Source organism: Methylobacillus gramineus, from assembly GCF_020532675.1.
Classification (GTDB): Bacteria; Pseudomonadota; Gammaproteobacteria; order Burkholderiales; family Methylophilaceae; genus Methylobacillus; species Methylobacillus gramineus.
Genome location: NZ_JAJAVE010000002.1, coordinates 64,720 through 76,991, shown reverse-complemented (window position 1 = coordinate 76,991; position 12,272 = coordinate 64,720). Strand labels below are relative to the sequence as shown.

Here is a 12,272-nt window from a genome sequence, read left to right as displayed (position 1 = left end):
TCATAGCCTGGACTGGATTTTCTCTAAACCGGCAAGTGCACACTCTTCATCAATCTTGGCACCTCCGACTCCGATAGCACCAAGCAATTGATCGCCGGACTTTATTAATATGCCCCCGGGGCGACTGTTATACCCTGGATTTTCAGCGATTTTTGTGGCCAGATTTTTGTCTGTTTCCACTTGTGTATGCAATTTGCTGGTTGCCACCCCAAAAGCAAGTGCCGTCCTGGCCTTATCGGTACTGGAGCTAACACCCCGCGGGGAGGTTCCATCCGCAGCCAATAGCACTTTCAATACCCCTGCACTATCCACAATGCTGACACCTATTTTGCCTTCCTTACGTCCACAAGCTTCAATACTGGCTTGTGTCGCTTCAAGTGCTAGCGCCAACGGTATGCCTTTTGCAGCAGGCACAGGTGCGCGCGGTGCTTCCGTTGCCACCTCTGCAGCCATTAGTCCATGAGTAGCCGCCATACTCAAAACAGATACCCGGGCTATGGTGTTAATCCATCCCACCTAACGACTCCCGATCAAGCACGCAAATGCTGGTTGAAGAAACTGATAGTGCGTTGCCATGCCAATTTGGCAGCAGCCTCATCGTAGCGCGGTGTCGTATCATTATTGAATGCATGTTGCACACCAGGATAAATGTAAACCTGATACTTCACATTGACGGCTTTCAATGCAGTTTCATAAGCAGGCCATCCCGAAGTAATGCGCTCATCCTGTTCGGCCAATTGAACCAGTAGAGGTGCCTTGATCTTGGCTACATCTTCAGCAGGTGGATGGGCTCCATAGAATGGCACTGCAGCTGCCAGATCTGGCAAGCGTGTCGCCAGGAAGTTGGATATACCACCGCCATAGCAAAAGCCCACTACACCGACTTTGCCGTTACCATCTGGCAACGTTTTCAACGCAGTTGCGGCAGCGATAAAATCTTCACGTGTTTTGGTCTGGTCCAAAGTGGCAAATAATTCACGTGCCTTGTCCTCATCACCTGGATAACCACCCAGCGGATTCAATGCATCCGGTGCAAACGCAATAAAATTGTCCAGCGCTACACGACGAGCAATATCTTGGATGTGAGGATTGAGGCCACGGTTTTCATGCACGACAAGTACCACTGGTAGCTTGCCTGCAAACTTAGCCGGTTTTACTAGATATCCCTTAACCTTACCATTGCCATTAGGAGAGGGAAACTCTACCCAGCTGGTAGTAATGCGCTTGTCATCCGGCGCTATTTGCTCTGCTTGGGCAAACTGAGGAGATAATGAAAGCAACAGGGCTTCAGCTGAAAGACCAGCCACAGTAAATTTGGCCACATTTTTCAAGAAGCCACGTCGATTGATTTCACCATGAGTGTACTGATCAAACGCCTTTAATACCTCGGGTGGAAAGTCATTTGCGGTTTTACGTACCATGCACAGCTCCTGTTAATGTTCTTAAGTTATTCAGCATGAATTGCCTCCATGCATTTCAATGCGCCTGAATAGCGCCACATTCTCTGTAATCTTGATGGGCGTGACCTGTTGGCAATTCAACAGATGGTTCGCCAATTAGCAGAATAATCAACGTGGCAACAACAGCAGATAGTGTGCCAGCATTGGCACAATCATATTGAGGAAGAAAATATAGTAAGGAAATTCAGATAACCATCTGAATAATAGAGCAGAAATTTGTCACCACTTGAATCAATGATATAAAAGTGGGCAACGAGCTGCGGTGTCAAATGTTTCATTCACAACAGCAAAGAGTCCATGCACTGCTTCCAATCAAACAGCAGCAGCGCTTAAGTTCTGCATACCTGCCTCGAAAATGACATCTTTCTTAAACAGGTATGCAGAGATCAAATTCAAAAGAATTATTTTTGTGCTGCGGTTGGTTGAGGCACTTCAACACGTGTCAGCTTACCACCTTCTTCTTCATAATTCTGTGCACCAATAGCACCAGCCACCTTGAAACCCTTATCAATCAGAATATCGCCTGTTTTCAAGGCTCTTCCTGCGTGATTTGAAACAGTCACTATCGTGCGATCTTTAGGAATATAAGCCAAGCTCTTCTCAAAATCAGCCAATTGTATGCTGAGGTAAACTGGGAATCCGCCTATCTTAGTCAGCTCGTCAGGACGACGTACATCAATCACCACCAGCTTTTCTGGCTTAGCTAGCAACTGGTCTATTTCTGCCTTACCAAGTTTCTTGGTCTTATAAACCGGTGCAGCTGGTTTTGCTTCATCAGCAGCTGATACCAATCCAATATTGAACGCAGCAGCTAGGCACAACACATTGAGTAATACTCTCATTTAATTTTCCTTTAGAGGACATTGTAGATGGCGAATGAATAGCAGCTAGCGTGCCAGCGACATCATTGACTCCAGCCATCCGCTCCAACCAGTTCAATTAATCCATTAATAATCATCTATCTAAAATATTTTCCACCAATCAATCCGACCACCTACCAGGAAAATATGGCACTCATTGAGCTGACTAATTAACAACAAATCTCAATATAAATGTTGTAAAAACATCAGTTGAAAACGCAGCAGATGAGTATTTTGCAACACTTAGTCCACAACCTTCACGCACATCACTGATATTCATCAGAACAAAAAATCTATAAAAATCAGTCTTTTGAAAAAAATAATAATGTCCCGTTGATTTTGGCACACATGTTGCCATTGGCTTAGCGCGAAGAAATATTTGTAACTATTAAAGGGAAATAATTAGATGTCGAACAATTCCAAGCTTGGGCATTTGCATAAAAAGCCTGTAGCGAAACTGCTATCCCGCCTGGGTGCATCTTCTGCGCCTGCATTTGTGGTGGCAGGTATCGCCATGGGCGGGCTTAGCCATTATGCACATGCTGCAGAGAACGACCCAAAATCTGTGGAGTCTCTCCAAGAGGAGAATGCTAAACTCAGCAGGGAACTGAATGAACTCAAACAGCGCTACAACATTACCGCTGCCGAAACCAGCACCCAAGCAACACCTGTAGCAGCAATACCTGCTGCAATCACTGAGCAGGAGCAAACGGCTAGGGACAATGCTGCAGCATTAGGCGTTGTTGTGGTTACTTCACGTAACCGTGAAGAAATTGCACAAGATGTGCCCATCCCTATTTCTGTGATTGGTGGGCCAAGATTAGATCGGGAGCGTATTTTCACTGTTGATGACATCACACGCGTCACCCCAGGACTAACAGCCACCACACCAAATGCACGTCGCTCAGGTATTTCTATCCGTGGTATTGGCAAATCCACGGGGGATGAGTCCATGGAAGCAGCTGTGGGTGCGATTGTTGACGATGTGTATCTCAGCTTGCCTGGTATGACTTACCAAGACTTCACCGATCTGGATCGCGTCGAAGTGCTACGTGGCCCTCAGGGCACATTGAAAGGCAAAAATACGACACTAGGTGCCATCAACTACGTCACCAAGGAACCAACCTTCACTCGCCAGACTTATCTTGAAACCGAGGTCGGTGCCAATCAGAACGGCAGTGATTTCCCAGGTGCATTACGTGCACGTGGCTCAATCTCGGATGCGCTGATCGACAATGTCATCGCATATCGCACGTCGTTCTTTATTGATCGCCAAGAAGGGGATATTGAGAATATTAACAACTCTCGTGAAGGCGGCATTACCGATCAACGTTTTCATGAACGTAATAGATTTGGCGGCAAAATTCAGTTCTTGATAACGCCAACAGAGAATTTCAAAGCAAAAATCAGTCTTGATTATGCCGAATCCAAGGAAAATAGTAACACCAAGCCTTTCCAGTATGACCCGGTCAATTTTGCAAATGGTAATCCTAGGTATAGGCCTAATACCAATACTCCTGCCAATCACACCTATGGCTCAAGATTAGCACGTGATTATTTTGGGGGATATAGTCCAATTATTGGCTCCAAAGACAAGATTGATATTGGTCAAGCCGAACCATTGTTAACCAAGAACTACGGTATATCTGCCAAACTGGATTGGAATATTGGCTCACACACGCTGACTTCTATCACTGCATATAGAGGCTACAACTTCGACGCTACCAATGATCAAGAGCAAACTCGTTTTGATATTGCGCAAAGCGGAACACTGGTTGATCACAAGCAATATTCTCAAGAAATCCGCTGGACATCTGACATCGGTGAACTCTACGATTACCAAGTAGGTTTATTCTATTTACATACCGAGACTTCACAAACTAATCGTGCATCTTATGGTTCTGATGCTGGCGCATTTTTTGCGACTGACGTTCAATATAATGCTTTAATAGCCAATCGTGGCCTATTGCAACAATCATTAAATGGTGTGCGACTCAACACTCGCTTTACTCCTGAAACTGATAGCTTTGCCGCATTTGGTCAAGTGAACTGGCATCTGACAGAAAAGGCTACCTTAACCACAGGCTTACGTAAAACCTATGAGTATAAAAATAACAGTGCCCAAAGATGGACCACTGGAGGCGATGCACTGACAGATTCAAATGCTATCGCCATTCGTAACGCTCAAATCGGTAGTTACGCAAAAAACACGGCCGATGAACTTAATGACAACTCAATCTCTTGGCTAGTCAGCCCAAGTTATAAAGTCAATGACGATTTGATGTTTTATGCATCTGCAGCTGGCGGTGAGAAGTCTCCGGCCATTTCATTCAACAACAACAACGGAACAGTTGTACCTCTTGACCCTGAAAAATCTGTCAGTTTTGAATTAGGTACCAAGGGACTGTTCTTTGATCGTCGATTAATGTTCAACGCGAACATTTATCACACTATTGTTAAGGGCTATCAAGCAACAACAAGTGTGGCAGATGCATCCGCGCCTGGCGGCACTGGATATCGCTCACAACTTGGTAATATTCCTGAGATTACGGCTACAGGCATCGAGTTTGAAGGCGGATACTTGTACTCTGATCGCTTGAGCTTTACATTTGGTGGTGCTTATAACCGTGCTCAATATGAAGACTGGAGCACAGCAACCCGTCCACCGGAGCTTGGTGGAGGTGTGCGCGATAATACTGGCAAGCAAATTGTAGGTGCCCCTAAACTTACCGGGATTATCGGTGCTCACTACATACAGCCAATTTGGGGAGGCCTGAAAGCACAAGCATTCTTCAGCACCGTGATTCGCTCCAAGCAAAACGTGGAAAATTTGTTGTCTGAATATGGTGAACAGTCTGGCTATTCTGTCACCGATGCTGGCATCGGTATTATCGGTGGCAAGAAAGACAGCTGGGAATTTAATCTTGTAGGCAAGAATATTTTTGACAAGGTTTACACCACCAGCGTCAATACCTATAGCAATAGTGCTCCAGTAGGCTACGATGGTCTTGGTCAGCGTCGCTATGTAGGTGTTGTACTGCGTACCAAGTTCTAAAAAAATTGCTGTAAACAATTAAAAATGCCGGCTCATACCGGCATTTTTAATTCTGCTTATTATTCATCACACCAGCAGTAAAACACCCTCAACTGTACAAATACAAACAATCAACAACACACTATCTGTTTAATTCCAAACAGCTCCACTGCCTCTATCGCAGTTCTGTGTTAAAAATATGATGCGCAAACAGCATATTTTTCAAACACTTACATCTCCTCCTCATCTCAATGCACCTATATAAGTGTTTGGCATGATAGATGCTAACTTGTAGCTCAACGTTTGGAGCAATCCTTTTAGACCTATTGATGCTTAGGCGAAAGCGATGCTCGATCAATCATTTAGCTTTATTAAGGAGTTAGCAGTGCCAATATTGAATTCGAAACTCTTAGGAACTGCCGTCCTGACGCTGATTGCTGCAGTTTTTGCTTCTACTCCAGCCAATGCACACCATGCTTTTTCAGCTGAATTCGATAGCAACCAGCCTATCCAGATTAAAGGCAAGGTCACAAAACTTGAACTGGTAAATCCGCACAGCTGGATTTACGTAGAAGTACAAAGTGCTGCAGGTGATGTCACAAACTGGGGCTTTGAATTTGGCACTCCATTCAGCCTGAAACAAAAAGGTCTCGCCAAATCTACCTTACCGATAGGTACTGAGGTCACCATTAAGGGGTATCGCGCAAAAAGCGGTAAATCTTTTGGGTATGCAGTGATTACCACTTTAGCTGATGGCCGTTCATTTGAAACAGGTGGCGCACAAGATGCTCCAACAGCAAAAGAAGTTTCTCAATAACACGCTACCTCATTTATATATAGCAACAGGAGAAATTTCTTGATCGTTTTTTCAGTAGATCGTATTCACCCAACAAGCCGTGTCAGACAGTGGTTTGCATTGACGGCTTTTGTCTCCATGGCGTTAATTGCTTTTAATGCCACAGCAAAAGATGATATTCCCCGCATCAAGGGAAAGCCTGACTTCTCTGGTATCTGGCAAACCACCAGTGCCGCAAACTATGATCTGGAGCCCCACTCCAATAGGAAGGATGCTCCTCCTGGCCCTGGCATTGTTGAAGGTAACGTTATTCCTTACCTGCCCAAAGCACTTGAACAAAAGAAAAAGAATTTTGAAAACCGAGCCAGCGCTGATCCAGCCACCAAAGGTTGGACTTTAGGGACGCCACGTGGCATCTATTATCCAGAACCATTCCAGCTACTACAGCGCGCTCAAGATTTAACCGTTCTGTTTCAATTTGGCCATTCGGTACGCACCATACATACCAACGGTACTCAACATCCTGAAGATCCCAACGATTGGTGGCTCGGCGATTCACGTGGCCATTGGGAAGGCGATACATTGGTAGTCGATGTGCGGCATTTCAATGATAAAACCTGGCTGGATGGGGCAGGTAATTTTCATAGTGATGCCTTACACGTGGTTGAGCGCTGGAAGTTTCTCGATAAAAACACCATTGAATACAAAGCGACGCTAGAAGACCCCCAGGTATTCAGTCGTCCCTTTGATATTAGTGTCATCCTGCATCGTCATCGCGAAAAGAACTTTCAGCTGATTGAGGATTATCGCTTCACTCTGGATTATGACCAGTACTATCCGCCCAAACCAGACAGCAAATAAACCAAGACGACCAGTACTAAAACGGACAACAGGTACCACACAATGAATCAACTGAAACTCAGTCTAAAATCTGCTGTGTATATTCTCCTCGGCGGCCTATCTCTTCTGGCATTGTCCAGCATGGCCGAAGAAAAGAAAGCATCAGCGCCACCACCGCAAACCAATGGTGGTATCGACCAGGAATCCAGTTTTCCCAAAATTGCTTCCGGGAAATGGAGTGGAGCATTCCTGGCTGACGGCCAGCCAGATGTACAAGGGTTCTGGTCTAATACCATTGCTAACCATAACAATTTTACCGACCCCCAGGGTGGTATTCCTGGTTCAGGCAGAGCTCCCAAAACCAAACGTGAGCAGCGTGCACCAAGCCGCGTCAGCGACCCTGCTAACGGCGAGGTACCTTTCCAGACCTGGGCCTTGGAAAAGGTAAAGGAATTCCAAGCGCATTTCCACGATCCAGTTGAACAACAATGGGTAGAACCTCTTGCCAGATGCGCGCCAGGGGGTATTCCCAAATCATTTTATTGGCATGGTTATGAAATTCGCCAATATCCTAATTACGTATTGTTTTACTTTAACTCAGGTACACGCCTGATTCACCTAGACAAAAAACCACACCTGCCAGACAACATCAAATTATGGAACGGTGATTCACGTGGGCACTGGGAAGGCAATACACTCGTCGTTGACGTGGGCAATCATAACGGTAAAGCCTTGTTTGGGCGTACTGGGGAATTCATCAGCGAAAACGGGCATATCCAGGAACGCTTCATCTTTAGTCCGGATGGAAAACGATATAACTATGAAGCCGTATTAACTGATCCTACGGTATATACGCGCCCCTTTACGGTCACTATTCCTGCTCGTAGATGGACAGAGAAAGATCAGCCTAATGGCTGGCATTTTGAAGTAGGCCAGGCTAAACATGCAGGCAAGCAAGTCATTCTGGAAAGTGAAGAACGCATTTGCGCAGAGAACAACGCGGCATTTGGCATGGGAGCCTCTACACAGTAATCCATTGCGCTACATACACCCATGAAGCGCTTGTTCAACCGCTGCGCCAATCCACCCGGATAGCGCAGTTAGTGAGTTTCAAAGGCGACAATGTCCGTATTAACATTTGCAGAACTGCTCTACGATTCCGAAATCGGGACTTCCCTGCGTGAATCACTATTTGCTTTCCCTATTGTGGAAGGTATGCACCTGATTGGTTTAGCCCTTTCTGTCGGGTTATTATTTTTTATCGATCTGCGTATTGTCGGCGTCGTGTTCCGGCATGTTCCTATTCCCCAGATACTGCAGCAATTGCGTCCGTGGTTGCTGGGCGGCTTTGCGATCACCATGGCAACCGGAGCATTACTGTTTGTCTCCGAAGCCACCAAGATGATTGAGCTACCCGTCTTTCTATGGAAATTATTCTTTATCTTGCTGGCAGGCCTTAATGCTGCGTGGTTTGAGCTGAAGTGGGGACGAAAAGTAGCGCACTGGGGCCATGCCCCGGTGCTGCCAGTTGGAGTCAAGTTTGCGGCATGGGCATCGCTAGGCCTGTGGAGCTTGGTAGTGATCACTGGCCGCCTCATTCCTTACCTGAGCTACAACTGACACCTCCCGACAGGCACTCATCATGACAAGTTTAGAACTCTTCAGCACTATCCAGAACAGTGGTCTGGGCATTTTTATCGGCAGGCAAGACCGCATGCTGTGGGCCATTGCCCAAATTATCCATATTGTCGGCATTATCTTGGTGCTCGCCCCTATCGTACTCATCAGCTTACGACTGTTTGGTTTTGGCCTTTACCAACAAGCACTTCCCAAATTAGCTAAAGAAAGTGAAAAACTGATCTGGCTGGGATTTGCACTACTCGCATTTTCGGGTCTGCTAATCTTCATCCCTGCCGCGTTGCACTATCACGATAATCCCGTCTTCTGGATCAAGATTTATTTGATAGCTGCTGCGCTATTCATCCAGCTCACTCTGTATCGCGTGATCACTAAACTTGAAAAACCAAATCCATGGCTTGCCAGGATCACTGCCGTTATTACTTTAGTGTTGTGGTTTGGTGTGGCATTTGCCGGCCGGTTTATAGGTTTTGTTTAATCATGAAAAAACCGTTTCAGTCTGCTCTATTGAATGGTCTCGTCCTGAGTTTGATCGTTTCATTAGCTGCTTGCAAAAAACCAGCCGAGCATAATGAAGACTCGATTTTCAATCCTAAAGCCTCGCTGCAGGAAATCATGACCTCTATCATAGATCCGAATGCGGATTATGTATGGAACTCCGTATCTACCGTAATTACTAGTGCAGGCGTGGAAGATCACAGTCCTCAGACTGATGAGGAGTGGAGCACAGTGCGCCAACATGCGCTCAATTTGGCGGAGGCAAGTAATCTGCTATTAATCACAGGCCGAAAGGTCGCACATGCAGGCGCAGAAACCTCATCTCACCCTGTTGAGTTGGGAGCAGAACATATAGAACAAGTGATTGCTCAAAATCGCCAGGCTTTTATAGAAAATGCGCGTTTATTGCATACCACTGCGTATGAAGCCATCACTGCAATCGACCAGAAAAATCCCGAGGAACTCATGCGAGCAGGAGAGCACATACAGCAAGCGTGTGAAGCTTGCCATGCAAAGTTCTGGTACCCCGATGAAAAAACACCTACTTTTCCACCTTTATCAGGGAGTTGATATTGATTTAATTACGAATAAAAATTACCATTTTTTATCTTACGGTTTTTCCCGGTTTTCAACCGGAAAAATAATAGGGAATCCGGTGAAGACATCACAATCCTAATCCGGAACTGCCCCCGCAACTGTAATCGGCGAGTCTGTTTGCATTCATTAGCCACTGAATTTTTAATTCGGGAAGGCGCAAACAAGATGATGACCCGAAAGTCAGGAGACCTGCCGTAAGTTGCTGTGTTGTTCGAACAAGGACGGGGTGTCCTGAAATCGGCGAGTTCTCATCGCTTTCTTCACTATTCATTGCAGACGTTGGGCAAGAAGTCATTTTCTGCCCAGAACAAATTGCACGATGCAATTTCAGCATGAATCTCCCTCCCTGCCTTCCAACATCATAGCGTCATCCACATGACATCCAGTCATTGTGAATTGAACGACTATTTGGGAGCACTCTAATGAAAATAAATTATGTACTAGCGACTTCCATGCTGGCCATTTTCTCCAGCGGGGCGCTGGCGGAAGATGCCACATTGGAAGAGGTTCAGGTTCAAGCCGCTCAGGAAAAACCGGGATTAAACCTTAAAAAGAAAAACTCCACTGCGAGCCGCTTGGGGTTAACAGCTCAGGAAACGCCAGCTAGTGTTGAGATATTGGATGCACAAACGATCAGACAGCGTGGGGATATTTCGATTCGCGAAGCTGCGACGCGTACCACTGGCATTACTGATATCAGCAATCCTGGCAGTGGTCAGGCATTTTCATCTCGTGGCTTTACCGGCAATAATGCAGTAGCGCAGGCAGAAGATGGCATCAGGTTAGCCACTGGAGCTAGCACACAAACTTATCCGTCAGATGCCTGGGGCTATGAGCGCATAGAGGTATTGCGTGGCCCTGCCTCCGTATTATTCGGTGATGGCGCTGCAGGCGGCATTATTAATAGCATTCGCAAGCAAGCGAATAGAGAATCATCTTTTGAAGCTTTACTAGGTGCTGGAACACGCGGAGCATACCGTGCCGGCGTCGGTGGAACAGGTGCAATCGGTGAGATCGGTGCATTCCGTATTGATGCGTCAGCACTCGGTGGCAATGGATTTATAGACAGAGGAGATTACGATAGTCAGAAAATCATGACCTCACTGCTCTTTACACCAACGGATCATCTCCGCATAGGGTTTACCTTAGACCATGCCAACGAATCACCGACAGCCAATTACGGATCCCCCTTGGTAGATGGAAAGATTCGCCATTATCTACGCAAAGCCAATTACAACATTGATAACAACAAAATGGAATTCACCGATACCCGTGCTCGGGCAAAGGTGGAATGGGATATCTCTCCCACGGCCCAAATCCGAAATGAATCTTATTTTTTCAAATCTTATCGTGAGTGGCGCAATCTAGAGGTCTATGACTATAACGAAACGACTCGGCTAGTAGATCGTACGGATTATCTCAATCTCAGACATGACATGAAGCAATATGGCAACCGTGTAGATTTCATTCTTTCTGAAGATATCTTTGGCCACCAAAATCGCTTCTTGATTGGCTGGGATTCAACCCATACGGATTTCCGTCATAGTGGAAGTCGCAATTTTAGTGCGGTTGACTCCAGCCTGCCTTTAGCCAACTTTGATCCTGGTACAGGTTTTGATCCGTTGCAACGCAACTACGACGCTCAAATCACCCAAAACGCGTTTTACCTAGAAAATGCATGGAATGCCACCCAGGATTTAAAACTCATCATCGGTCTACGCAAGGACTATATTGATACGGAGAATAAAAGCTTAAGAGCCGACCGTCCAAGTTCAGTACAAGAGTTCACCCCGCTGACATGGAGAGTGGGAGCCGTATTTAACCTGACTCCGGACACTGTTCTTTACGGGCAATCTAGTCGCGGTACAGATCCAATTGCCAACCTTCTTGGCCTGAGCCTGGTTAACAGTACATATGACCTCACCCGTTCACGCCAAGCAGAAATTGGCATCAAGCAATCCCTAGGAAACCACAAGGCGGAATGGACATTGGCTGCTTATCATATCGCCAAGGATGACATCATTACACGCGACCCATCGAGGCCACTCAACTCCATCCAAGGTGGCTCACAATCGTCACGTGGGATCGAGTTTGCCACGACGTTATACCCTGTAGATCATTGGCGATTAGATTTTAATGCCACGCTCCTTAATGCCCGTTTTGATGAGCTAAGTGAAGGAAACTCTGGCATCTCACGCGCTGGCAACACACCAGAAAACGTACCAGAAAAAGTAGCCAATGCCTGGGTTTATTATCAGCAAACTCAGTGGGAAGCAGGGATAGGTGCACGTTATATTGGTAAGCGGTATGGCAATAATGCTAATGAGGTCAGCATGGCTGGATATACCGTCTACGATGCCAGCGCAGCATGGCATATCAGTAAACAACTCTCTCTACGTGCCAATGTCCGCAACCTGACCGACAAGTTCTATTCTGCTTATGCCTATAGTGATACCCAACAAACCATAGGTACTCCACGCCAGCTTGAGCTCACTGCCGAGTTCCGCTACTAAGCCATGACTATTTATCTTGGGAAGATCACATCTTCC

At 46.2% G+C, this 12,272-nt stretch carries 11 protein-coding genes and 1 riboswitch; of the genes, 8 read left to right on the top strand and 3 right to left on the bottom strand.

Annotated features, from left to right (window positions below):
* The 3 genes from LG201_RS09800 to LG201_RS09790 all read right to left on the bottom strand — a co-directional run bounded on the left by LG201_RS09800 (position 1) and on the right by LG201_RS09790 (position 2,302).
* The gene (locus tag LG201_RS09800) at positions 1–516 is read right to left on the bottom strand and encodes a GlcG/HbpS family heme-binding protein (RefSeq protein WP_226772022.1); all 516 of its coding nucleotides are present in this window, start codon (positions 514–516) and stop codon (positions 1–3) included.
* 14 nt (positions 517–530) lie between these two features.
* The gene (locus tag LG201_RS09795) at positions 531–1,421 is read right to left on the bottom strand and encodes a dienelactone hydrolase family protein (RefSeq protein ID WP_226772021.1); all 891 of its coding nucleotides are present in this window, start codon (positions 1,419–1,421) and stop codon (positions 531–533) included.
* Between the two features lie 440 nt (positions 1,422–1,861).
* The gene (locus LG201_RS09790; protein WP_226772020.1) at positions 1,862–2,302 is read right to left on the bottom strand and encodes a rhodanese-like domain-containing protein; all 441 of its coding nucleotides are present in this window, start codon (positions 2,300–2,302) and stop codon (positions 1,862–1,864) included.
* Positions 2,303–2,726: 424 nt separating this feature from the next.
* Between LG201_RS09790 and LG201_RS09785 the strand changes: the two genes are divergently transcribed.
* The 8 genes from LG201_RS09785 to LG201_RS09750 all read left to right on the top strand — a co-directional run bounded on the left by LG201_RS09785 (position 2,727) and on the right by LG201_RS09750 (position 12,236).
* Positions 2,727–5,375, top strand: coding sequence for a TonB-dependent receptor (locus LG201_RS09785; protein ID WP_226772019.1), 2,649 nt, complete (start codon positions 2,727–2,729; stop codon positions 5,373–5,375).
* A gap of 325 nt (positions 5,376–5,700) precedes the next feature.
* Complete coding sequence (locus LG201_RS09780) at positions 5,701–6,171, top strand: DUF6152 family protein (RefSeq protein ID WP_226772018.1); 471 nt, start codon at positions 5,701–5,703, stop codon at positions 6,169–6,171.
* Positions 6,172–6,210: 39 nt separating this feature from the next.
* Positions 6,211–7,011 carry a hypothetical protein gene (locus LG201_RS09775; protein WP_226772017.1) on the top strand — a complete coding sequence of 267 codons (801 nt, stop codon included), beginning with the start codon at positions 6,211–6,213 and terminating at the stop codon, positions 7,009–7,011.
* 42 nt (positions 7,012–7,053) lie between these two features.
* Positions 7,054–8,022 (top strand): hypothetical protein, encoded by a 969-nt coding sequence (locus LG201_RS09770; RefSeq protein ID WP_226772016.1) that lies wholly within the window; start codon positions 7,054–7,056, stop codon positions 8,020–8,022.
* A 90-nt stretch (positions 8,023–8,112) separates the two neighbouring features.
* Positions 8,113–8,610, top strand: a complete 498-nt coding sequence (locus LG201_RS09765; protein ID WP_226772015.1) for a DUF6644 family protein — start codon at positions 8,113–8,115, stop codon at positions 8,608–8,610.
* Between the two features lie 22 nt (positions 8,611–8,632).
* Positions 8,633–9,106 carry a DUF6644 family protein gene (locus LG201_RS09760; protein ID WP_226772014.1) on the top strand — a complete coding sequence of 158 codons (474 nt, stop codon included), beginning with the start codon at positions 8,633–8,635 and terminating at the stop codon, positions 9,104–9,106.
* Between the two features lie 2 nt (positions 9,107–9,108).
* Positions 9,109–9,696, top strand: coding sequence for a hypothetical protein (locus LG201_RS09755; protein WP_226772013.1), 588 nt, complete (start codon positions 9,109–9,111; stop codon positions 9,694–9,696).
* Positions 9,697–9,721: 25 nt separating this feature from the next.
* A riboswitch (cobalamin riboswitch) is annotated at positions 9,722–9,934 on the top strand.
* 211 nt (positions 9,935–10,145) lie between these two features.
* Positions 10,146–12,236, top strand: coding sequence for a TonB-dependent receptor (locus LG201_RS09750; protein WP_226772012.1), 2,091 nt, complete (start codon positions 10,146–10,148; stop codon positions 12,234–12,236).
* Positions 12,237–12,272: the final 36 nt, after the last annotated feature.